Source organism: Pseudomonas sp. MF6751 (genome assembly GCF_016613265.1).
Lineage (GTDB): Bacteria > Pseudomonadota > Gammaproteobacteria > Pseudomonadales > Pseudomonadaceae > Aquipseudomonas > Aquipseudomonas fluorescens_BV.
In genome coordinates, this window is the sequence record NZ_JAENSV010000006.1 from 130,778 (window position 1) to 153,542 (window position 22,765).

The 22,765-nt window shown below is 61.3% G+C and carries 17 protein-coding genes; 12 read left to right on the top strand and 5 right to left on the bottom strand.

Annotation, left to right across the window (positions count from 1 at the left end):
* Positions 1–60: 60 nt before the first annotated feature.
* Complete coding sequence (locus JJD66_RS07820) at positions 61–1,995, bottom strand: BCCT family transporter (RefSeq protein WP_229999343.1); 1,935 nt, start codon at positions 1,993–1,995, stop codon at positions 61–63.
* A gap of 389 nt (positions 1,996–2,384) precedes the next feature.
* Between JJD66_RS07820 and betI the strand changes: the two genes are divergently transcribed.
* The 10 genes from betI to yccS all read left to right on the top strand — a co-directional run bounded on the left by betI (position 2,385) and on the right by yccS (position 17,098).
* On the top strand, positions 2,385–2,978 hold the full coding sequence (betI, locus tag JJD66_RS07825; RefSeq protein ID WP_200647911.1) for a transcriptional regulator BetI: 594 nt from the start codon (positions 2,385–2,387) through the stop codon (positions 2,976–2,978).
* Between the two features lie 110 nt (positions 2,979–3,088).
* Positions 3,089–4,561: a betaine-aldehyde dehydrogenase gene (betB, locus tag JJD66_RS07830; RefSeq protein ID WP_198714431.1), complete on the top strand. Its 1,473-nt coding sequence runs from the start codon at positions 3,089–3,091 to the stop codon at positions 4,559–4,561.
* A gap of 157 nt (positions 4,562–4,718) precedes the next feature.
* Positions 4,719–6,422: a choline dehydrogenase gene (gene betA, locus JJD66_RS07835; protein WP_073843781.1), complete on the top strand. Its 1,704-nt coding sequence runs from the start codon at positions 4,719–4,721 to the stop codon at positions 6,420–6,422.
* A 215-nt stretch (positions 6,423–6,637) separates the two neighbouring features.
* Positions 6,638–8,080: a TldD/PmbA family protein gene (locus JJD66_RS07840; RefSeq protein ID WP_200647912.1), complete on the top strand. Its 1,443-nt coding sequence runs from the start codon at positions 6,638–6,640 to the stop codon at positions 8,078–8,080.
* Positions 8,080–9,396: a TldD/PmbA family protein gene (locus tag JJD66_RS07845; RefSeq protein ID WP_200647913.1), complete on the top strand. Its 1,317-nt coding sequence runs from the start codon at positions 8,080–8,082 to the stop codon at positions 9,394–9,396. Before JJD66_RS07840 ends, JJD66_RS07845 begins: the two co-directional genes overlap by 1 nt.
* 164 nt (positions 9,397–9,560) lie before the next feature.
* Positions 9,561–10,451, top strand: coding sequence for an alpha/beta fold hydrolase (locus JJD66_RS07850; RefSeq protein ID WP_034128899.1), 891 nt, complete (start codon positions 9,561–9,563; stop codon positions 10,449–10,451).
* Positions 10,452–10,487: 36 nt separating this feature from the next.
* Entirely contained in the window at positions 10,488–11,915 is a 1,428-nt protein-coding gene (mdtD, locus tag JJD66_RS07855) for a multidrug transporter subunit MdtD (protein WP_034128900.1), read from the top strand.
* A 130-nt stretch (positions 11,916–12,045) separates the two neighbouring features.
* Positions 12,046–13,383 (top strand): ATP-dependent RNA helicase DbpA, encoded by a 1,338-nt coding sequence (dbpA, locus tag JJD66_RS07860; RefSeq protein WP_229999345.1) that lies wholly within the window; start codon positions 12,046–12,048, stop codon positions 13,381–13,383.
* A 145-nt stretch (positions 13,384–13,528) separates the two neighbouring features.
* On the top strand, positions 13,529–14,707 hold the full coding sequence (locus JJD66_RS07865) for an NAD(P)/FAD-dependent oxidoreductase (protein WP_200647914.1): 1,179 nt from the start codon (positions 13,529–13,531) through the stop codon (positions 14,705–14,707).
* 207 nt (positions 14,708–14,914) lie between these two features.
* Complete coding sequence (gene yccS, locus JJD66_RS07870; protein WP_200647915.1) at positions 14,915–17,098, top strand: YccS family putative transporter; 2,184 nt, start codon at positions 14,915–14,917, stop codon at positions 17,096–17,098.
* Between the two features lie 106 nt (positions 17,099–17,204).
* Here the strand turns inward: yccS and JJD66_RS07875 are convergent, their stop codons facing one another.
* Positions 17,205–17,942, bottom strand: a complete 738-nt coding sequence (locus tag JJD66_RS07875; protein ID WP_198714437.1) for a substrate-binding periplasmic protein — start codon at positions 17,940–17,942, stop codon at positions 17,205–17,207.
* A 197-nt stretch (positions 17,943–18,139) separates the two neighbouring features.
* Here JJD66_RS07875 and JJD66_RS07880 point away from each other — a divergent pair, with 197 nt between their 5' ends.
* The gene (locus tag JJD66_RS07880; RefSeq protein ID WP_105228809.1) at positions 18,140–18,592 is read left to right on the top strand and encodes a GNAT family N-acetyltransferase; all 453 of its coding nucleotides are present in this window, start codon (positions 18,140–18,142) and stop codon (positions 18,590–18,592) included.
* Positions 18,593–18,680: 88 nt separating this feature from the next.
* Here the strand turns inward: JJD66_RS07880 and JJD66_RS07885 are convergent, their stop codons facing one another.
* The 3 genes from JJD66_RS07885 to JJD66_RS07895 are packed head-to-tail and all read right to left on the bottom strand — an operon-like array spanning position 18,681 to position 21,643.
* Positions 18,681–18,977, bottom strand: coding sequence for a winged helix-turn-helix domain-containing protein (locus JJD66_RS07885; RefSeq protein ID WP_014720272.1), 297 nt, complete (start codon positions 18,975–18,977; stop codon positions 18,681–18,683).
* Between the two features lie 17 nt (positions 18,978–18,994).
* Positions 18,995–19,495, bottom strand: a complete 501-nt coding sequence (locus JJD66_RS07890) for a M48 metallopeptidase family protein (RefSeq protein WP_200647916.1) — start codon at positions 19,493–19,495, stop codon at positions 18,995–18,997.
* A 42-nt stretch (positions 19,496–19,537) separates the two neighbouring features.
* Positions 19,538–21,643, bottom strand: a complete 2,106-nt coding sequence (locus JJD66_RS07895; RefSeq protein WP_200647917.1) for a putative bifunctional diguanylate cyclase/phosphodiesterase — start codon at positions 21,641–21,643, stop codon at positions 19,538–19,540.
* 312 nt (positions 21,644–21,955) lie between these two features.
* On the opposite strand from JJD66_RS07895, the gene JJD66_RS07900 reads away from it, so the two are divergent.
* On the top strand, positions 21,956–22,621 hold the full coding sequence (locus tag JJD66_RS07900) for a polysaccharide lyase family 7 protein (protein ID WP_003194947.1): 666 nt from the start codon (positions 21,956–21,958) through the stop codon (positions 22,619–22,621).
* Positions 22,622–22,765 lie beyond the last annotated feature (144 nt).

The window sequence follows — 22,765 nt, forward strand, 5'->3', positions numbered from 1 at the left end:
ATTCGACCGCATTCAATGCTTGCAACAGCGGCGCCAGTGAGGGCGCCGCCAGCTCAACTATCAGCTATAGACCCGGCCAAGGAGCTGCCGATGGCTTTCAAACTGATCGAGCACATCCCGGGTGATCTGCTCCTGGGTGAAGCCCATCAGGTCATACTCCTGCGGCCCGTTGTGCAGGTACACCTCGGCACGATAGTAACGGGTGCGCTCTTCTTCAGGCAGGTCAGCCGGTGCCGCCGAGTAGCCATCCAGGCTCACTTCGTAGACAAACGGGTTGCCCTCGTCCATCTCGATCCGCACGCCGATGCAGCGCTTGGATTTGCCCAGCAAGGTCTGCACTTCCAGGCCCTGATCACGCAACGCACTCGCGGCTTCTTCCAACGCCGGCGTTACGTGCTTGTCCATAAAGCGCTGCACGGTGGCCTGGCTCGGTTGCAGGTCCAGCGCCGTCAAGCGCTCGCTGAAACCACGACGCCCGCGTTCGGCCAATTGCGCTTGCTCCTGTTCGGTGGCCACGTCCTGGCGCATGGCCTTGTGCAAACCGAACATAAAGAACACCAGCACCACAGAGAACGGCAGCCCCGCCAGCACCACCATGGTTTGCATGGCTTCGAAGTTGCCGGCAAACAGCAGGCCGATGGTCACCAGGGTGATCACCGCCGACCAGAAGATACGCAACCAGTGCGGCGCATCTTCATCCACATTGCCGCCTTTGCAGGAAAGGTTGGCCATCATCACCGCGCCGGAATCCGCAGGCGTCAGGAACAGCACGAAGCCCACGAAGATCGACACGCCGATCACCACTTTCGACGCCGGGTAATGCTCAAGCAGTTGGTAGATGGCCATGGACGGTTGCTCCAGCGCCGTCTTGCCCAACTCCACCGCCCCATGGTTCAACACCAGGTCCAGGGCCGAGTTGCCGAAGATCGACAGCCACGCCAGGGTAAAGCCCAGCGGGATCAGCAATACGCCAGCCACCAGTTCGCGCACGGTGCGACCACGGGAAATACGCGCGATGAACATGCCCACAAATGGCGCCCAGGAAATCCACCAGGCCCAGTAGAACAAGGTCCACAGGCCCATCCAGCGTTCGGTCTTGGCACCGTCGCCTTCGTACACATACAGGTCGAAGGTTTTCAGCACGATTCCGTTGAGGTAATCACCGGTGTTCTGCACCAGGCCATTGAGCAGGTGCAAGGTGGGGCCGAACAGCAGCACGAAGATCAGCAAACCGCTGAACAGCACGATGTTGAGGTTGGACAGGCGGCGAATACCGTTTTCCACACCCGACACGGCGGCAATGGTCGCCACGGTGCTCATCACGATGATCACGATCAGCAAATTGGTATTGCTGTGCTCCATGCCGAACAGGTTTTCCAGCCCCGACGACACTTGCATCGAGCCGATCCCCAGGTTGGTCACCAGGCCCAGCAGGGTCACGAACATGCCGAAACCGTCTACCGCGTGGCCAGCCGCGCCCTTCACCCAACGCTCGCCCACCAGCGGGTACAGCGCCGAACGCAGGGCCAGCGGTTGGTTGTGGCGGTACGCAAAGTACGCCACGGCCAGGCCGACCAGCGCATAGATCGCCCAGCCGTGCAGGCCCCAGTGCAGGAAGGTCAGTTGCAGCGCCTGGCGTGCCGCGCCATTGCTGGCGGCAGCGCCTTCGGGCGGGTTGAAGTAATGGTCCAACGGCTCGGACGCACCGAAATACAACAGCGAGATGCCGATACCCGACGAGAACAACATGCCGGCCCAGGCGCCGTAGCTGAAGTCTGGGGTATCGTCCTTCGCACCCAGCTTAAGTTTCCCATAGGACGAAAACGCCAGGCCGACCACAAACACCAGGTAGGCAGCGATGACCACCATGTAGTACCAGCCAAAGCTTTTCGACAGCCAGGCCTGTGCGACACCGAGCAGGCGCCCGGCCTCCTGCGGGGCGACGATCAGAATGGCGGTCAACAATAAAATCAGCGCGGTGGAGGTGTAGAACACCCAACCGTTGACCCGGACCTTTTCCGGTGGGGTCTTTATAAGAGAGGCAGAACTCATGGCGCAGATGCTCCAGGCAGTGCGAGAGAGAAACACAAGGCAACGGTTATCCCGGGACATCGATTTTTCGGCAGTCGACGGACGGGTGTTATAAAGACACCCCAAAATTCTTGAGCCCGCCGAAGCGGTGATCAGGCTCTGAAGTGGCCTGTTTCAAGGGTTTTTGCAGGTGTCGAAGATTGCAGCTCGCAGGTAGGAAACATCTGTAGGCAGCGACCATTTGTCGCAGATCTTATTCTTTGTTGATTGAACGTTCAATCAAAACAAAATAGACTGGCCCTCAAGCCGACGGACGTGGATCGCCCATCGGCAGGCCTAAGGAGAGGTGCTACATGCCCAAGGTCGGTATGCAACCCATACGCCGCCAGCAGTTGATCGAAGCCACGTTGACGGCCATCGATCGGGTCGGGATGGGAGATGCCAGCATTGCGCTGATCGCCCGTCTGGCCGGCGTCTCGAACGGCATCATCAGCCACTACTTTCAGGACAAGAACGGCCTGATCGCAGCGACGATGCGCTACCTGATGAATGCGCTGATCGAGAACGTGCAAGAGCGCAGGCGTGCCTTGAAGGATGACAGCCCACGGGCGCACCTTCAGATGATCATCGAAGGCAACTTCGACGCCAGCCAGGTCAACGGCCCGGCAATGAAAACCTGGCTGGCCTTCTGGGCCACCAGCATGCACCACCCGTCATTGCACAGGTTGCAGCGGATCAACGATCACCGTCTGTATTCCAACCTGTGTTGCCAGTTCCGCCGTGCGATGCCGTTACCCGAGGCACGCAGCGCAGCCCGCGGGCTGGCGGCTTTGATCGACGGTTTGTGGTTGCGCGGCGCCCTGTCGGGAGACGCTTTCGACACGGAGCAGGCGCAACGGATCGCTTACGAATACATGGATTTCCAATTGGCCAAGCAGGTGAGTTAGAGCCCTTATAAATGCTCAACCCCTGAACGTCCGCCGCTCAGTGTTGCCACAACCCCATGGCCCACTGTTCGGCGGGTAACGCCAACCACTTATGCACTTGCGAGGACTTTATGGCCCGTTTCGACCTGCAAAAACTCTACATTGACGGCGGCTACAGCGACGCTGGCAGCGATGCCACCTTCGAAGCCATCAACCCGGCTAACGGTGAAGTTCTCGCCCAAGTGCAACGCGCCACCAAAGACGACGTTGAACGTGCCGTGGTCAGCGCTGAAAAAGGCCAGAAAATCTGGGCCGCCATGACCGCCATGGAGCGTTCGCGCATCCTGCGCCGTGCCGTGGACATCCTGCGCGAGCGCAACGATGAACTGGCCGCCCTGGAAACCCTGGACACCGGTAAAGCCTTCTCGGAAACCAAGTACGTCGACATCGTCACCGGCGCTGACGTGCTGGAATACTACGCCGGCCTGGTACCTGCCATCGAAGGCGAGCAGATCCCACTGCGCGACACCTCGTTTGTCTACACCCGCCGCGAGCCGCTGGGCGTGGTTGCCGGTATCGGCGCGTGGAACTACCCGATCCAGATCGCCCTGTGGAAATCCGCACCGGCCCTGGCTGCCGGTAACGCGATGATCTTCAAGCCAAGCGAAGTCACCTCGCTGACCACCCTGAAACTGGCCGAGATCTACACCGAGGCTGGCGTTCCAGCGGGCGTGTTCAACGTACTGACCGGCAGCGGCCGTGAAGTCGGCACCTGGCTGACCGAACACCCGCGCATCGAGAAAGTCTCGTTCACCGGCGGCACCGACACCGGCAAGAAAGTCATGGCCAGCGCGTCGAGCTCCTCGCTCAAGGACGTGACCATGGAGCTGGGCGGCAAGTCCCCGCTGATCATTTTCGACGACGCCGACCTCGACCGCGCCGCCGACACCGCCATGATGGCCAACTTCTACAGCTCCGGTCAGGTCTGCACCAACGGCACCCGCGTGTTCGTGCCCAAGCACCTGCAAGCCGCGTTCGAAGCCAAGATCGTCGAGCGTGTTGCGCGTATTCGCATCGGCAACCCGGAAGACGAAAACACCAACTTCGGCCCGCTGGTCAGCTTCGCCCACATGGAAAGCGTGCTGGGCTACATCGCCAAAGGCAAAGAGCAAGGCGCCCGCCTGCTGTGCGGCGGCGACCGTCTGACCGACGGCAACTTCGCCAAAGGCGCCTTCGTGGCCCCGACCGTGTTCACCGACTGCACCGATGACATGGTGATCGTGCGTGAAGAAATCTTTGGCCCGGTGATGAGCATCCTCACCTACGAAACCGAAGAAGAAGTGATCCGCCGCGCCAACGACACCGACTTCGGCCTGGCCGCTGGCCTGGTGACCATGGACCTGAACCGCGCCCACCGCGTGATTCACCAGTTGGAAGCCGGTATCTGCTGGATCAACGCCTGGGGCGAGTCCGACGCGAAGATGCCGGTTGGCGGCTACAAGCAGTCGGGTGTGGGCCGTGAGAACGGGATCAGCTCGCTGAACAACTTCACCCGCATCAAATCGGTACAGGTTGAGTTGGGCGATTACGCCTCGGTGTTCTAACACCCGAGACTTGTATTGCCTGTAAGGCCGCCATCGCGGGCAAGCCCGGCTCCCACATTTGTTCTGTGTGAACCCGATCAAATGTGGGAGCTGGCTTGCCTGCGATCGAGTGCGAAGCACTCGCCAGACCTGACCACACTTCAAAGAGGGTACATTCATGTCCCAAGAATACGATTACATCATTGTGGGTGCCGGCTCTGCCGGTAACACCCTGGCGACCCGTCTGACCGAAGACGAAGGCGTCACTGTTTTGCTGCTGGAGGCCGGTGGCCCGGACTACCGCCTCGACTTCCGCACCCAGATGCCAGCCGCCCTGGCTTTCCCGCTGCAAGGCCGCCGCTACAACTGGGCCTACGAAACCGATCCAGAGCCACACATGGACGGCCGCCGGATGGAATGCGGGCGCGGCAAGGGCCTGGGTGGCTCTTCCCTGATCAACGGCATGTGCTACATCCGCGGCAACGCCATGGACTATGACAACTGGTCGAAGCTCCCGGGCCTGGAAGACTGGACCTACCTGGACTGCCTGCCGTATTTCCGCAAAGCCGAAACCCGCGACATCGGCCCCAACGATTGGCACGGTGGTGACGGCCCGGTCAGCGTGACCACGCCGAAAGCGGGCAACAACCCGCTGTTCCACGCCATGGTTGAAGCGGGCGTACAGGCCGGTTACCCACGTACCGAAGACTTGAACGGCTACCAGCAAGAAGGCTTCGGCCCGATGGACCGCACCGTCACGCCGAACGGCCGTCGCGCCAGCACCGCACGCGGTTACCTGGACACGGCTAAAAAGCGTTCGACCCTGACCATCGTCACCCATGCCCTCACCGACAAAGTGCTGTTCGAAGGCAAGCGTGCAGTGGGCGTGCGTTACCTGATCGGCGCCGCCGAAGAGCGCGTTGAAGCCCGTGCGCGCAAAGAAGTACTGGTGTGCAGCGGCGCAATCGCTTCGCCGCAACTGCTGCAACGCTCTGGTGTCGGCCCGGCCAAACTGCTGGAAAGCCTCGACATCCCGGTGGTCCACGACCTGCCGGGCGTGGGTGAAAACCTGCAGGACCACCTTGAGCTGTACCTGCAATACGCGTGCACCCAGCCAGTGTCGCTGTACCCTTCGCTGCTCTGGTACAACCAGCCGGCAATTGGTGCCGAATGGCTGTTCAACGGCACCGGCATCGGCGCCAGCAACCAGTTCGAAGCGGGCGGTTTTATCCGTACCCGTGAAGAGTTCGAGTGGCCAAACATCCAGTACCACTTCCTGCCGGTGGCGATTAACTACAACGGCAGCAACGGTGTGAAAGAGCACGGTTTCCAGGCGCACATGGGGTCCATGCGTTCGCCAAGCCGTGGCCGTATCCAGCTGAAGTCGAAGAACCCACGGGACTACCCGAGCATCCTCTTCAACTACATGGCCACCGAGCAGGACTGGCAGGAGTTCCGCGATGGCATCCGCCTGACCCGTGAAATCATGCAGCAGCCGGCACTGGACCCGTACCGTGGCCGCGAAATCAGCCCCGGCATTGAAGTGCAAACCGATGAACAGTTGGACAAGTTCATCCGCGAGCACGCCGAGACCGCGTTCCACCCGTCCTGCTCGTGCAAGATGGGCACCGACGAGATGGCCGTAGTCGATGGCGAAGGCCGCGTGCATGGCATGCAGGGCTTGCGTGTGGTCGATGCCTCGATCATGCCGATCATCACCACCGGCAACCTGAACGCGCCAACGATCATGATCGCCGAGAAAATCGCCGACAAGATCCGTGGCCGCCAGCCACTGCCGCGCAGCACCGCTGACTACTACGTAGCAGGCGATGCGCCGGTGCGTGGCAAGCCTATGCGTGAAGTAGGGCCATTGGCGCAGTAACTCAAGCACCGCGGCGCCTGTATCGCAGGCAAGCCAGCTCCCACAGTTGACCGAGTTCGCCTGAACGACTCGATCAACTGTGGGAGCCGGGCTTGCCCGCGATGAGGCCCGACCAGACACCGCAAAACCACCCGCCGACACTTTCCTTGATCAGCTCCCCGCCCAGGCCTACTCTGTTCGCCTGCCCGCGCCGAGCCGCCCACAAGGAAGGCCCCATGTTCGAACACCACGCCACGCTCAAGAAACACTTCGGTGCCCTGCGCACCACCGCCGAATTTTTCTCCCTGCGCTACGTGCGCGAATCCGGTCAGTACCTGTCGGTACGCAAGAACGTCGCCGAGCCGCCTCACCTGGGCCATGACGAAGGCGCCATGCTTACCGTGCGTCTCAACGGCGTGGAAGCCTACGCCGCGACCAACGACATTTCCCTTGCCGGCCTGCAAGCCGCCCTTGAGCGCGCTGAACAGCAAGCCCGGTTGATCAAGCCCCACGCCCTGCTCGACCTGCACCAGCAGCCAGTGTCCAGCGACGTCGCCGACTACCTGTCGCCCGACCTCGACCAGCCCTTCCCATCCCTGAGCGACTGCTACCAATTGCTCGGCGATGAGTCCGCCGCCGTGCCCAAGGATGAGCGCCTGGTGAGCTGGGAAGTCAGTTTGGGGACCACGCGGGTTGAACAGATCTACCTCAACAGCGCCGGTGCGCAATTGCGTCAGGCCCAGCGCTTCGTGTTCCCAGGCCTGAGTGTGACCGCCTTCGACGGCAACGACAGCCAGACCCGTACCCTGGGCGGTACCAACTTCGGCCAGCAAGGCAGTGCCGGGGTGATCCAGCGTTTTGGCCTGGTGGGCGCCGCCCGCAAGGTGGCCGATGAAGCCCTGCAATTGCTGCTCGCACCGAATACGCCCCACGGCCCGCGTGACCTGCTGCTGATGCCCGACCAAATGATCCTGCAGATCCACGAGTCGATCGGCCATCCGCTGGAGCTGGATCGCATCCTTGGTGACGAGCGCAATTACGCCGGCACCAGTTTTGTGAAAGCCAGCGACTTCGGCCACCTGCAATATGGCTCACCGCTGCTCAACGTCACCTTCGACCCGGACATCCCCGAACAGCTTGCCAGCTACGCTCATGACGATGACGGCACACCTGCCAGCAAGCAATTTCTGATTCGCGAGGGCCTGCTGCTCAGGCCCTTGGGCGGGGCCTTATCGCAATTTCGCGCCAACCTGCCAGGCGTCGCCAACAGCCGCGCTTGCGGCTGGAACCGTGCGCCCATCGACCGCATGGCCAACCTGAATATCGAGCCTGGGGATAAAAGCCTCGCGCAATTGGTGGGCGGCATTGAGAGCGGCATCCTGATGTCGACCAACCGTTCGTGGTCCATCGACGATGCGCGCAACAAGTTCCAGTTCGGCTGCGAGTGGGGCCAGTTGATCGAAAACGGCGAACTCAAGGGCGTGGTGAAGAACCCCAACTACCGCGCGATTTCCGCGCAGTTTTGGCGCAAGCTCAGCGCGGTAGGCGACGCCAGCACCTTCAAGGTCTTGGGCACGCCGAACTGCGGCAAGGGCGAACCCAACCAGGTGATCCGTGTCGGCCATGCTTCGCCGGCCTGTGTATTCAGCAATGTCGATGTGTTTGGGGGAGATGCCTGATGAACCACTTCAAGGCTCTGGTGGATTGGCTCAAGCAGGCGGTCACCGATCAAGAACACTTTCAACTCGGCTACGCGGATGAGGCGTCCGAGTTCGTGCGCTTCAACCACGCGCAGGTACGCCAGGCGGGCCAGGTACAGCAGGCCAGCCTGAACCTCAAGCTGATCAACGATGGGCGCCACGCCGACCTGGGTATCACCCTGTCCGGCGAGGCGCAGCTGGATCGCCAGCGCCTGGCCGACGGCCTGCAACAATTGCGCGAAACCTTGCCGCTGTTGCCGCCTGACCCGTACCTGCTGCTGAACCCCGACGCCTGGCACAGCCATAACGAACAGCTGCGCCCGCTGCCGGAACTGGCCCAGGTGCTGGACGATATCAGCCAGGCCGCCGATGGCGTGGACCTTGTTGGCTTCTACGCCGCCGGCCCGATCAGTCGTGGTTTCGCCAGCTCATCGGGGGCGTTCGGCTGGCACCGGGCTAACAGCTTCAATTTCGACTTCAGCCTGTTCCACGCCAATGGCGAAGCGGTAAAAGCCAGCTACGCCGGGCACACCTGGAACAGCGCCGAATTCGCCGCCCGTTTCCAACAGGCCCGTGAGCAACTGGCGTTTCTCGGTCGCCCGCTCCACACCCTGGCGCCCGGCCAGTACCGCGCCTACCTGGCGCCGGCAGCGCTGGAAGAAATCATCAGCATCATCACCTGGGGTGGTTTTTCGGCCCAGGCCATTGCGAGCAAAGGCAGTTCGTTGCAACGCCTGTACGCGGGTGATCAGTCATTGAGCCCGCTGGTGACGGTAGATGAGCAGATCAGCGGCTCCCTGAGCCAGGCGTTTTCCACTGAAGGCTACCCGCGTGAGGATGTGACCCTGATCAACGCAGGCAAGGCCGAGGGCCAGTTGGTCAACTCGCGCAGCGCCGCCGAATACGGCTTGAACACCAACGGCGCCAGCAGCGACGAGTCGCCCAGCGCCCTGCAAATGGCGGCCGGCAGCCTGGCCCAGGCCGATATTCTCAAGCAGTTGGGCACCGGTCTGTATATCAGCAACCTCTGGTACCTGAACTACTCCGACCTGCCGGCAGCGCGCCTGACCGGCATGACGCGCTTTGCGACCTTCTGGGTGGAAAACGGCGAGATCAAGGCGCCAGTCAGCACCATGCGCTTTGATGACAGTGTCTATCAGTTGCTCGGTTCGCAATTGGAAGCGCTGACCGCTGATCGGGAACTGCTGTTGTCGGCCAGTACCTATGACCAGCGCAACACCGCTTCCAACCTGTTGCCAGGCGCTTTGGTAAAACGCCTGACGCTGACCCTCTAAACATCCAAAACACCTGTGGGAAGGGCTGATTTCAGACGGCTCGGCTTCGGTCCTTCCTACCGTAAATTCTCTTCCTCCCCGTTTGCACGGGCAACCTGTTGTCGCCCGCAAAAAACCTCGCTATAACAGCTGGTGGCATACCGCCACACACTGGAAGTACTGCGATGAACCATGGAAGTTTCGTCATTGAGAAGTTGTACAAGCACTACAACGTTCACGTAGAGCAACTGGGTAACGACCCGCATAGAAAAACCGTACTGATGGTCAATGGCGCGTTGTCCACCACGCGCTCCTTTGCCCGCACCAGCAAATGCCTGGCCGAGCACTTCAATGTGCTGCTGTTCGACTTGCCCTTCTCTGGCTTGTCACGCGAGCACAACACCGAACTCGACCTGGTCACCAAGGACGACGAGGTGCAAATCCTGCGTGCCTTGGTAGCGCGCTTTGCGGTCAACCATCTGGTTTCGGCCTCCTGGGGCGGCATCTCCACGCTGTTGACCCTGGCGCACAACCCGCCCTCCATCGAAAGCTCGGTGGTGATGGCCCTGGCGCCCAACCTCAACCAGGCGATGCTGGAATATGTCGAGCGCGTGCGTGTGCTGATCGAGGCCGATGACAAGTCGGCGGTCGGCCATCTGCTCAACGAAACGGTTGGCAAATACCTGTCGCCGCGCCTCAAGCGCAATAACCATCGACACCTGTCGACCATGGCCACTACCGAATACCGCCAGGCGCGCTTTCATATCCATCAGGTGCTGGGCTTGGGCGATGGCAACTACTTGCCGGCACTGCGGCAGATTGAAACACCGGTGCACTTTCTCAACGGCGCGCTGGACGAATACACGCCGGCCGACGAAGCCCAGCTGTTCAAACACTACGTAGGCCGCAGCAGCTTTGCGGTGGCCGAACACACCGGCCATCTGCTGGACCTGGAGTCCCGCGAAGCCGCGCTGGCAGTGCATCGGGCGTTGCTGGATTTCCTGGTGGGCGAGCATGTGACATTGTCAGATATAGACGAACCGCCAGTGGGAAAAGCGGCGACGGATGGCGCATAATCGCCAACACATAGCCTGCTAATTAAAAGGGATCCCATGCCGAATCGTGCCCCTCTCGATGCCAAGACCGCCCGCTGGCTCCCCTGGGTGGTAGCGATTGCCTTCTTCATGCAGTCGCTGGACGGGACGATTCTCAACACCGCGCTACCGGCCATGGCGCAGGACCTCGCGGAAAACCCGCTGCGCATGCAAGGCGTGGTGATCGCCTACATGCTCACCGTTGCCTTGCTGATTCCGGCGTCGGGCTGGATCGCTGACCGCTTTGGCACCAAGAAGATTTTCTTTGGTGCGATCATGCTGTTCAGCATCGGGTCGCTGCTGTGTGCGCTGTCCAGTAGCTTGAGCATGCTGGTGGGCGCACGGGTGATCCAGGGCCTGGGCGGTGCGCTGATGCTGCCGGTCGGACGGCTGGTGGTACTGCGGGCTTATCCGCGCTCCGAGCTGGTGCGGATCATGGGCTTCATCACCATTCCCGGCCTGCTTGGCCCCTTGCTTGGCCCGACAATGGGCGGCTGGATGGTGCAATACCTGACCTGGCACTGGATCTTCCTGATCAACCTGCCGGTGGGCATGATCGGCTGCTACGCCGTGTGGAAATTCATCCCCGACCTGCGCGGCAGCGAGCGCACGCGCTTCGACGGCCTGGGCTTTCTGCTGTTCGGCGCGGCGATGGTGCTGATCACCATCGCCATGGAAGGCCTGGGCGAACTGCACCTGCCGCATCTGCGCGTGATATTGCTGCTGTTCGGCGGGTTCGCCTGCCTGGCGGCGTACTGGCTGCGCGCCGGGCATATCGATAACCCGCTGTTCTCGCCGGTGCTGTTCAAGACGCGCACCTTTGCCGTGGGGATTCTGGGCAATCTGTTTGCGCGCCTGGGCAGCGGCGCATTGCCGTTCCTGGTACCGCTGCTGCTGCAGGTGGCGCTGGGCTATTCGCCGTCGGAAGCCGGCATGAGCATGTTGCCGCTGGCGGCGGCGGCGATGTTCGCCAAGTCCATCGCACGCCCGCTTATCGAGCGCCTCGGCTACCGCATCGTCCTGACCGGCAACACCCTGGCCCTGGGCCTGATGCTGGCGAGCATGGGCCTGGTCAGCGAACAAACGCCCTACCCGCTGCTGTTGGCCATGCTGGCGGTACTGGGGGCCATCAACTCCCTGCAATTTACCGCCATGAACACCGTCACCCTGATCGACCTCGACGACGCCCAGGCTAGCAGTGGTAACAGCTTGCTGTCGGTGGTGGCGCAATTGTCCCTGAGCCTGGGCGTGGCCTGTGCCGGCGCATTGCTCGGCGGCTTTACCGCCGAAGCCGGCAATGACGGGGTCAATACCGTGCTGGGCGCCTTCCAACTGACCTTCCTCACCGTGGGCCTCATGGCGATGCTGGCGGCGGCGATCTTCCTGCAGCTGTCGCCCAAGGACGGCAAACGGGTGGTCAGCCGCGAGCACGATATCGAGCACTAACGGGCGTCTCGTCGAGAACTTGCGGGGAAAATCCCACGAGGCTGGTACACTGCGCGACATTTTGTTTTGCAGAGCCAGTCCCGTGACTACCATCGCCACCGCTTTTAATACTTTGCCCCTGTCCGCCGCCATGCTGGCTAACCTCGACTCGCTGGGTTACGTCGAGATGACGCAGATCCAGGCGCAAAGCTTGCCGGTGATCCTCAAAGGGCTGGACCTCATTGCCCAGGCCAAGACCGGCAGCGGCAAGACTGCCGCATTCGGCATCGGCCTGCTGAACCCGATCAACCCGCGCTACTTCGGGTGCCAGGCGCTGGTGATGTGCCCGACCCGCGAACTGGCCGACCAGGTCGCCAAGGAAATCCGTCGCCTGGCCCGTGCCGAAGACAACATCAAGGTACTGACCCTGTGCGGCGGCGTGTCCCTCGGCCCACAGATCGCCTCCCTGGAGCACGGCGCCCACGTCATCGTCGGCACCCCGGGCCGCATCCAGCAGCACCTGCGTAAAGGTTCGCTGGTGCTGGACGGCTTGAACACCCTGATCCTCGACGAAGCCGACCGCATGCTCGACATGGGCTTCTACGACGCCATCGAAGACATCATCAGCAAGACCCCACCGCGCCGCCAGACCCTGCTGTTCTCGGCCACTTACCCGGTGAGCATCAAGCAACTGGCCTCCAAGTTCATGCGTGCGCCTCAGCAAGTGAAAGCCGAAGCGTTCCACTCCGACGATCAGATCGAACAGCGCTTCTACGAGATCTCCCCGGAAGAACGCATGGACGCCGTGACCAAGGTGCTGGCGCACTTCCGCCCTGCTTCGTGCGTGGCGTTCTGCTTCACCAAGCAGCAAGTGCAGGAAACCGTCGACCACCTGACGTCCAAAGGCATTTCCGCTGTTGGCCTGCATGGTGACCTGGAACAGCGCGACCGTGACCAGGTACTGGCGATGTTTGCCAACCGCAGCACCTCGGTGCTGGTGGCCACCGACGTCGCCGCCCGAGGCCTGGACATCGACGCCCTGGACATGGTGATCAACGTCGAACTGGCCCGCGACTCGGAAATTCACATCCACCGTGTAGGCCGTACCGGCCGTGCCGGTGAGACCGGCATCGCCATCAGCCTGGTAGCGCCGTCCGAAGCCCACCGCGCCCAGGCCATCGAGCAACTGCAGAAGTCGCCGCTGAACTGGGACCAACTGGACAACCTCAAGCCGCAAAGCGGTGGCCCGTTGCTGCCGCAGATGAGCACCCTGTGCATCGCCGCCGGGCGTAAAGACAAGGTGCGCCCAGGCGACATCCTCGGTGCATTGACCGGTGAAGCCGGCATTCCGGGTGCCCAGGTCGGCAAGATCGCTATCTTTGACTTCCAGGCCTTCGTGGCCGTGGAACGCGGCATCGCCAAGCAGGCGTTGCAGCGTTTGAATGACGGCAAGATCAAAGGCCGCTCGCTGCGCGTGCGGATCCTGTAACAACATAGTGACTGCAGGGACCAAATCACTGTGGGAGCTGGCTTGCCTGCGATAGCGACGGTGAATCCACTACCGCCATCGCAGGCAAGCCAGCTCCCACAGTGTTGATTGCATTTCAAATCAATAGTTTTGTGAGGACATGGCTGTGCGCTCGACCGAAGTTGTGATCATTGGCGCCGGCGCCGCAGGCTTGATGTGCGCGCTGACCGCCGCCGGGCGTGGGCGCAAGGTGATGTTGATCGACCACGCCAACAAGGCCGGCAAGAAAATCCTGATGTCCGGTGGCGGCCGCTGCAACTTCACCAACATGTACACCGAGCCGGCCAACTTCCTCTCGCACAACGCGCACTTCTGCAAATCCGCCCTGGCCCGCTATACCCAGTGGGATTTCATCGGGCTGGTGGCCAAACACGGCGTACCGTACCACGAGAAGAAACTCGGCCAACTGTTCTGCGACAACAAGTCCAGCGACATCCTCGGCATGCTGCTCGACGAGTGCATCCAGACCGGCGTGAGCCTGCACCTGGACACCTCCATCGAGGCAATCGCCAAGCTCGAAAGCGGCTATCAACTGCAAACCACCTTGGGTGAGCTGCGCTGTGAATCCCTGGTGATCGCCACTGGCGGCTTGTCGATCCCGACGCTGGGCGCCACCGGTTTCGGCTACCAGGTGGCCAAACAATTCGGCCATGAACTGCTGCCGACCCGCGCCGGGCTGGTGCCGTTCACCATCACCGACCAGCTCAAGGAGTTGTGCGGCGAGTTGTCCGGCACCTCGGTCGACTGCCTGGTGAGCTGCAACGGCCAGAGCTTTCGCGAGAACATCCTGTTCACCCATCGCGGCCTGAGCGGGCCGGCGATTTTGCAGATTTCCTCGTATTGGCACTCCGGCGACACGGTAGAAATCAACCTGCTGCCCGACCACGACGCCCATGCCTGGCTGCAACAGCAACAGGCCGAACACCCCAACAGCGAATTGAAAACCCTGTTGGGTGAGATCTTCACCAAGAAGATGGCCAACCTGCTGGCCCAAAGCTGGTTCGAATCCAAGCCGATGAAGCAGTACGCCCACGCTGAAATTGCCGATATCGCGCAAAAGCTGGGGAGCTGGCAACTGGTACCGGCCGGCACCGAGGGTTATCGCACCGCCGAGGTAACATTGGGCGGGGTGGATACGCGGGAAGTGTCGTCCAAGACCATGGAATCGCTGAAAAGCCCCGGCCTGTACTTTATCGGCGAAGTGCTGGACGTGACCGGCCACCTGGGCGGGTTCAATTTCCAGTGGGCCTGGGCCTCGGGCTACGCGGCGGCGCAATACGCCTGATGTGCACCTTGAGATGCAATCCCCTGTGGGAGCTGGCTTGCCTGCGATAGCGGCGGTGAATCCCACATCGTTATCGCAGGCAAGCCCGCTCCCACATTGGTTTTGCAGTGATACTGAAAATTTTGCTGTCCGATGTGATCGCTACGCTTGCCGTGGCGTCATTACTGGCTCAATTTAGCGACAACGTCCCGGAAGACTCCAGACTTCATGTCATCGACCTCGTTCAAGCAGTCCATGCGGCGCCTGTGGGCGCTGGATAAATTCAGCTACAGCGTACGGGTGTTCATCGCCCTCACCGGCAGCATGGCGTTGTGTTGGTACCAGGATGAAATGACGCTGCTGATCCCGCTGTTCCTAGGGATTATCGCCAGCGCCCTGGCCGAGACCGATGACAGCTGGCAAGGCCGCCTCAACGCGCTGGCGGTGACACTGGTGTGTTTCAGCATTGCCGCGCTGTCGGTGGAGCTGCTGTTCCCTTACCCCTGGATATTTGCCATCGCCCTGGCCCTGGCCAGTTTCGGCCTGACCATGCTCGGCGCACTGGGCGAACGCTATGGCGCGATTGCTTCGGCCACCTTGATTCTGTCGGTCTACACCATGATCGGCGTGGACCAGCGCGGTGGCGCCGTCACGGATTTCTGGCATGAGCCGCTGCTGCTGGTGGCCGGTGCCGCCTGGTACGGCGTGTTGTCCGTGCTGTGGCAGGCGCTGTTTTCCAACCAGCCGGTGCAGCAGAGCCTGGCGCGATTGTTCCGCGAGCTGGGGCGTTACCTCAAGCTCAAGTCATCGTTGTTCGAACCGATCCGGCAGCTGGACGTGGAAGCGCGGCGCCTGGAGTTGGCCCAGCAAAATGGCCGGGTAGTGGCTGCGCTGAATGCCGCGAAGGAAATCATCCTGCACCGCGTCGGCAATGGGCGACCGGGCTCGAAGGTCAGCCGCTACCTGAAACTGTACTTCCTGGCCCAGGACATCCACGAGCGCGCCAGTTCCTCCCACTACCCCTACAACGCCCTCACTGAAGCCTTCTTCCATAGCGATGTGCTGTTTCGCTGCCAGCGCTTGCTGCGCCAGCAAGGCAAGGCCTGCCAGACCCTGGCCGAGTCGATCCAACTGCGCCAACCGTTCATCTATGACGACAGCTTCGCCCAAGCCCTGGGCGACCTCAACGCGTCCCTGGAGCACCTGCGCATCCAGAGCAACCCGGCCTGGCGCGGCCTGCTGCGTTCATTGCGCGCCTTGGCGGCCAACCTGTCCACACTCGACCGCCTGCTGGGCGATGCCAGCAACCCCGATGCCCTGGCGGACGCCACCGACAGTAACCTGCTGGACCGTGCCCCGCGCAACCTCAAGGAAATGTGGACGCGCCTGCGCACCCAACTCACACCCACCTCGCTGCTGTTTCGCCATGCCCTGCGCCTGTCCCTGGCGTTGACCGTCGGCTACGCCACCCTGCACGCTATTCACGCGTCCCAGGGTTACTGGATCATCCTCACCACCCTGTTCGTCTGCCAACCGAGCTACGGCGCCACCCGGCGCAAGCTCGGCCAGCGGATTATCGGCACCGCCATCGGCCTCACCGTGGCCTGGGCGCTGTTTGATCTGTTCCCCAACCCGGTGGTGCAGTCGATGTTCGCTATCGCCGCCGGCCTGGTGTTCTTTATCAACCGCACCACCCGCTACACCCTGGCGACGGCGGCGATCACCCTGATGGTGCTGTTCTGCTTCAACCAGGTGGGTGATGGCTACGGGCTGTTCCTGCCACGCCTGTTCGATACCTTGCTCGGCAGCCTGATCGCTGGCCTGGCGGTATTCCTGTTCCTGCCGGACTGGCAAGGCCGGCGCTTGAACAAAGTGCTGGCCAACACCCTGACCTGCAACAGCATCTACCTGCGCCAGATCATGCAGCAATACGCCGCCGGCAAGAGCGACGACCTGGCTTACCGCCTGGCCCGCCGCAACGCGCACAACGCCGACGCCGCGTTGTCCACCACCCTGGCCAATATGCTGATGGAGCCGGGGCACTTTCGTAAGGAAGCCGACGTGGGTTTTCGGTTCCTGGTGCTGTCTCACACCTTGCTCAGCTATTTGTCGGGGTTGGGTGCGCACCGCGATACTCAGTTACCGGCCGACGTGCGCGAGCACTTGATCGAAGGCGCGGGCAACAGCCTGGCGGCGAGCATCGATGAGATTGCCACGGGCCTGGCCAACAAACAGCCGATTGCGATCCAGAGTGATGCCGAGGAAGGGTTGGCGGCAGAGCTGGAGCAAATGCCGGATGAGATTGATGAGGCGCAGCGGCTGGTGCAGACACAGTTGGCGTTGATTTGCCGGCAGTTGGGGCCGTTGCGTACGTTGGCGGCGCATCTGATCAAGGATACCGGTGCGGCTTAGACCGCTATCGCAGGCAAGCCAGCTCCCACATTTAACCGAGTTCCAACATAAGAATGCGGGCAAAATGTGGGAGCCCGGCTTGCCCGCGATGAGGCCCGCAAGCACGCTACATCCCATGCGCCTTCATCAAGCGCGCATAACTGCCATCAGCCTTCATCCTGGCAATCTCCCGATCAAAGCTGGCGACAATCTGCGCATGCTCGGGGTTCTTCAAACTGACCAGAATGTGCAGGCTGTTCTCGCTCAACGGCTTGTCCACAAACGCCACCGCATTGCGCACCCGCGGCGACTCCCGAGCCAGGTAATAACGCGCTACGTATTCGTCTTCCAGCGTCAACCGCACCCGCCGCGCAGCGAGCATGCGCACCGCCATGGCGAAGTTGTGCACGGGTACTTTCTGTAGCTGGGTGTCTTGATCGAATGCCGCCGAGTAAGCGTAACCGCGTACCACGGCGATGGTCTCGTCGTGCAGTCGGGCCAGGCTGTGATAAACAATGTCATCGTCGCTGCGCTTGAGAAAGCGCACACGGTTAAGCAGGTACTCAGCAGAAAACTGGCCAAACTGCGTGCGGGCCTCGTCGTACCAGGCGTTGATCAGCACATCGTAGCGCCCATCGCCCACGCCCTTGAGCGCACGGGCCCAGGGCACCTGTTCAAAATCACTGGCGTACCCCGCACGGGCCAGGGCCGTGCTGACGATATCCGTGGCCAAACCGCCATTGATCAAGGTGGCATCGGTGAAGGGCGGCCAGCCATCCGCCACCAGACGCAGACGCTGTGCCAGCACCGGCTGGGCCAGCAGCAGCACTGCGATCAAAGCAACGGCACGAGTCAATCTCGGCATGCTCAAAGTCCTTGGCGGGCAGGCGGTGGCCTGATAACAGTAGCTCATCAATGAGCCTGCATTGCAGATTACACAAAGCAGCCAGCAGCGCACGCACTCAATGATGGCAAATTGACGCCATTCACACATTTGCCAATTTTAGACAGCAGCGCCCGCCGCGCTTACTATCCAGGCACGTCTTTACAAGAGCACACATCATGACGGTTGATTGGATTTGCAAACATCACGACGACTTGGGCAAGGACCAGCTGTATGCCGTCCTGCGTTTGCGCAGCGAGGTATTCGTCGTCGAGCAGAAATGCGCGTATCAGGACATCGACGGGCAGGACCTGGCGGGTGACACCCATCACCTGATGGCCTGGCAAGATAATGAGCTATTGGCTTACCTGCGCCTGCTGGACCCGGAATCCCAGGGCGGCGATGTGGTGATTGGTCGCGTCATCGTTTCGCCAGCGGCACGGGGCACCGGGCTGGGGCATCAAATGATGGAGGAGGCGCTTGAGCGTATTGAGGATATCTGGCCGCAAACGCCGATTTTTCTCTCGGCCCAGGCGCACTTGCAGGGGTACTACGGGCGGTATGGGTTTGTGGTGGCGGGTGAGGAATACCTGGAAGATGATATTCCACATATTGGTATGCGGCGCATCTGAGGGCGCCATCGCAGGCAAGCCAGCTCCCACATTGGACTGTGGGAGCCGGGCTTGCCCGCGATAGCGTCAGTCCTGCCTAAGCCGACCTTCAGGGATAGCCCAACACCTGCTTGATCGACGCCAGATTAGCCTCGATCCACCCCCGATCAATCGCCCCCCAGTCCCGAATCCGATAGCGCCCGGCATGGTGGCGCGCACCGTCCTCCTGCTCGAACTCACACACAATATCCAGGTCGGCCAACGCCGCAATGGTGTCCTGGGCGGTACGCCGAGGCATGCCGGTGGCCTCGGTCAACGCCGGGACGCTGCTGGCCAGTTGGCTGTCGATCAAGTACGCCACGTACAGGCGGCGGTAGAAGCTGCTTTTGGTCTTGCTCACATCCATGGTCAGTCGCCTTGGGGTTAGGGCTTGCCCTGCAAATCGCGCCAGGTGAGGTATATACGCAGGTCGAATTCCACCTGATGGTAGCCCGGCATCATGTATTGGCAGAGTTTATAGAACGCCTTGTTGTGGTCCGATTCCTTGAAGTGCGCCAGCTCGTGCACCACGATCATGCGCAGAAACTCCGGGGCCGCCTCCTTGAACAGCGAAGCGATGCGGATCTCTTTCTTGGATTTGAGATTACCGCCCTGCACCCGGGAAATCGTGGTGTGTAAACCCAAGGCACGATGGGTCAGGTCCAGGCGGTTGTCGAACAGCACTTTGTCGATAGACGGCGCGTTACGCAGGTGCTCCTGCTTCAAGGCCAGGGCATAGGCGTACAGGGCCTTGTCGCTCTGCACCGCATGGCGTTCGGGGTAACGCTGGTCCAGGTAAGCCCCTAACTGGTCCTTGGCGATCAGTTGGCGCACTTGCTCCTGGAGCGCGGCGGGGTATGCCTGGAGGTATTTCAACGCGGTCATGGGCTCTGCAACGCAATTGGGACGGGCGCCAGTGTAGCGAATTCAAAGCGCGCGAGGGTACGACCAGCCGGCAACGTCCTCGGCCATCAACGGCAGCGCAGCCCACGGCCCCTGGATATGGGCGCAGCCATTGGCCTTGAGCCACTGGGTTTGCTCAAGGGTCTCCACGCCTTCGGCGATCACCAGCACACCAAAATGCTCACACAGTTGGATGATGCTGCGCGCCATCGCCGCATCCCGCACCGAGCCAGGCAGGCGCGCCACCAGTTGAGGGTCGAGCTTGAGGGTGTCGAACGCCAAGTCGCGCAAATGGGTCAGGGAGCACTGGCCGCAGCCAAAATCGTCCAAGGCAATCCGCACCCCGATCCGGCGCAGTAACTGGAGTTGCTTGGTGGACTCGGCGAGATTGCTCATCAAGCAGTCTTCGCCGATTTCCACCTCCAGTTGTCGCGCCTGTAACCCATGTCGCTCCAGCATCTGCTGCAGTTGGTTGGCCAGGTTGGGCATGTTGAACTGGCTGCTGCTCAGGCTCACGCTCAACACCAGTTCGGGGTCGAAGGTGGCTTGCCAGGCCTGGCGCTGGGCGGCGACTTGCTGGTAGATCCAGGCACTCAACTGGTTGATCAACCGCGCCTCTTCCAGCAGTGGCAAGAACAGGCCCGGCGGCACATCGCCGACGCTGGGATGCTGCCAGCGCAACAGCGCTTCGACGCCGCGCAAACGCCCGTCTTCCAGACAGACCTGAGGCTGGTACACCAAGGTGAAATCCTTGTTGGCGATGGCGGTACGTACACTGTCTTCCAGCATCAACCGCGAGCGGGCGCGGCCGTTCATTTCCTGGTCGTAGTAACGATACTGCTGACGGCCGGCGCGCTTGGCTTCGTACATGGCAATGTCCGCGGCCCGTAGCAGGCCGCTCAAGTCCGAGCCGCAATCCGGGAACGTCGCGATGCCAATACTGACCCCAAGCATCACCTCCAGACCATCGACCTGCTGGCACACCGATACCCGCTCGATGAGCTTTTCCGCGATCTTCGCGGCCTGCTCGGGAAACTCCAGCTCCAGCAACGCGGTGAATTCATCCCCGCCCATGCGCCCGAGAATGTCGTAGGAACGCAGGCATGCTTGCATCTGCTCCGAAACCCAACGCAGCACGCGATCCCCGGCGTCATGGCCCAGCGTATCGTTGACCCGCTTGAAACCATCCAGGTCCAGGTACAGCAATACCAGCGCCTGCTCGCTACGTTCGCTGCGCAGCAACGTATTCTCCATCGCCTGATGGAAACCGCGCCGGTTCAGCAGCCCGGTCAGCGGGTCGGTCACGGCCTGGAATTCCAGTTGCTGATGCAGGTGACGCACTTCAGACATGTCCAGCACCGTCACCACCATTGCCCTCTGCTCCGCAGGCAAAGGCGCGCAGGACAACGCTACCGGCACCTGCTGGCCCCGACCGGTGCGCAAAATGGCATCGTGTTGGCGCCACGTCTCGCCCCTGCGATACGCCTCGTACATGGGAAAGCCCAACCAGGCTGGCACATGGGGCTTTTGCAGGAAACTGAGGAAACTTTCGCCCTGCAACTCAGCCATCGTTGCATTCAACAGCCGGGAAATGGCCGGGTTGGCATACTCGATCACACTGTTTTCGCTCACCACCAGAATGCCCTCGGCGGCGTTATCCAGCACCGAGGCATTAAAAGCGCGGGCCAATTCCAGGTCATGGCTCAGGCGCTGCAAGGCACGGCGATTGCGCTGGTGTTCGAGCAACGCCTGCACCTTGGGCTTGAGGATGTGCGAGTCAAAGGGCTTGAACAGGTAGTCGATCGCCCCACTGGCGTAGCCTTCCAGCACCGCGTCGGGCGAATGGGCGGTGGCCGTCAGAAAGATAATCGGCGTCATGCGCGTACGCTGGCTGCCACGCATCAGGCGCGCCACCTCGAAACCGTCCATGCCCGGCATGCGCACGTCCAGCAGCACCAGGTCGACCTCGTGGGCCAGCAGTAACTCCAAGGCTTCCAGGCCAGACGCGGCGGTTATTACCCGCCAGTCGTCACGCTGCAACAGCGCACGCATGCTGACGAGGTTTTCCGGGTAGTCATCGACCACCAACAGAACCGAAATTGCATCGTCGTGTTGTGGAGCGCCATCCATGCTACGTCTCTTCCTTAGGGAGCTGCACCGGTCACTTTTGCTACCAAGGCCGGATAAACACTGAGGGCTCACTCTAGCCGCGCGGCCAAAAAAGCAGAAGTGACGTGGGTGCCCTCATTGTGCCAAAGGCCAGGAAGCCGACTAACGGTAAGGCCCTGTAGCCCGCGGTTCACGGGCAACATGGCTTTTTGACATTTAGCTGACGCCAATAAATTGCCAGCAATTGTTTAACAATCTCACCCGCACCGCCTATAAAGAACCTGGAAGGCCCTTTGGGCCAATGCCTACACCCTCTGTAAAAAGGCCAACACCATGATCGACCTTTCCACCTGGAACCTGAGCATTCCGGTCGGCTCCCCACCCACGACCATTGAAACGCCAAGGCTGCTGAGCGGCTTCAACGATCAATACTTCCAGGCCGAAGGCAGCGACGTGCAGTTCTGGACACCTGTGACGGGCTCGCGCACCGAAAACGCCATCTACCCACGCAGCGAACTGCGCGAAACCTACGCCGACGGCCGCCTGCGTAACTGGACCTACCCCGAGGCCGACAACTTCCTGCGCGCCACCCTCACCGTCAACCAGGTGCCCTCCTCCGGCAAGATCGTGATCGGCCAGATCCACGCCTACGACAGCCAGAAACCGTTGATCAAGCTGGAGTACCAATTCAAGGAGAAAACCCAGACCGGCAACATCGTCGCCAAAGTGCGCATGCGCCCGGACGAGGCCGAAAGCCAGGTGATCATCGTCGCCTCCAATGTGCCACTGCAGAAGAGCTTCACCTACGTGATCAACCTCAACAAAGCCGGGCTGCTGAGCGTGTATGCCGCTGACAGTGAGTGGAATGAACGGATTGGCGCGGCCTGGGGCGACAAGCCGTTGTACTTCAAGGCGGGGGTGTATGTGCAGGACAATACGGGCGACACCAATGAGGGTGCGCGGGTGACGTTTGCGAAATTGGATATTGATCACGAGTGAATCGTCCCGTGAGACACAGGATTTTTCCCAGATAAACCCAAAGTCTTAAACACACCGTTGAACCCTGTGGGAGCCGGGCTTGCCCGCGATAGCGGCGTATCAGCCAATATCCTCGGCGCCTGACACACTGCCATCGCGGGCAAG

What these genes read in the sequence shown, in the direction of transcription:
- betI (WP_200647911.1), top strand. Translation starts at nt 2,385, where the DNA reads ATGCCCAAGGTCGGTATGCAACCCATACGCCGCCAGCAGTTGATCGAA.
- betB (WP_198714431.1), top strand. Translation starts at nt 3,089, where the DNA reads ATGGCCCGTTTCGACCTGCAAAAACTCTACATTGACGGCGGCTACAGC.
- betA (WP_073843781.1), top strand. Translation starts at nt 4,719, where the DNA reads ATGTCCCAAGAATACGATTACATCATTGTGGGTGCCGGCTCTGCCGGT.
- JJD66_RS07840 (WP_200647912.1), top strand. Translation starts at nt 6,638, where the DNA reads ATGTTCGAACACCACGCCACGCTCAAGAAACACTTCGGTGCCCTGCGC.
- JJD66_RS07845 (WP_200647913.1), top strand. Translation starts at nt 8,080, where the DNA reads ATGAACCACTTCAAGGCTCTGGTGGATTGGCTCAAGCAGGCGGTCACC.
- JJD66_RS07850 (WP_034128899.1), top strand. Translation starts at nt 9,561, where the DNA reads ATGAACCATGGAAGTTTCGTCATTGAGAAGTTGTACAAGCACTACAAC.
- mdtD (WP_034128900.1), top strand. Translation starts at nt 10,488, where the DNA reads ATGCCGAATCGTGCCCCTCTCGATGCCAAGACCGCCCGCTGGCTCCCC.
- dbpA (WP_229999345.1), top strand. Translation starts at nt 12,046, where the DNA reads ATGCTGGCTAACCTCGACTCGCTGGGTTACGTCGAGATGACGCAGATC.
- yccS (WP_200647915.1), top strand. Translation starts at nt 14,915, where the DNA reads ATGTCATCGACCTCGTTCAAGCAGTCCATGCGGCGCCTGTGGGCGCTG.
- JJD66_RS07875 (WP_198714437.1), bottom strand. Translation starts at nt 17,942, where the DNA reads ATGCCGAGATTGACTCGTGCCGTTGCTTTGATCGCAGTGCTGCTGCTG.
- JJD66_RS07880 (WP_105228809.1), top strand. Translation starts at nt 18,140, where the DNA reads ATGACGGTTGATTGGATTTGCAAACATCACGACGACTTGGGCAAGGAC.
- JJD66_RS07885 (WP_014720272.1), bottom strand. Translation starts at nt 18,977, where the DNA reads ATGGATGTGAGCAAGACCAAAAGCAGCTTCTACCGCCGCCTGTACGTG.
- JJD66_RS07890 (WP_200647916.1), bottom strand. Translation starts at nt 19,495, where the DNA reads ATGACCGCGTTGAAATACCTCCAGGCATACCCCGCCGCGCTCCAGGAG.
- JJD66_RS07895 (WP_200647917.1), bottom strand. Translation starts at nt 21,643, where the DNA reads ATGGATGGCGCTCCACAACACGACGATGCAATTTCGGTTCTGTTGGTG.
- JJD66_RS07900 (WP_003194947.1), top strand. Translation starts at nt 21,956, where the DNA reads ATGATCGACCTTTCCACCTGGAACCTGAGCATTCCGGTCGGCTCCCCA.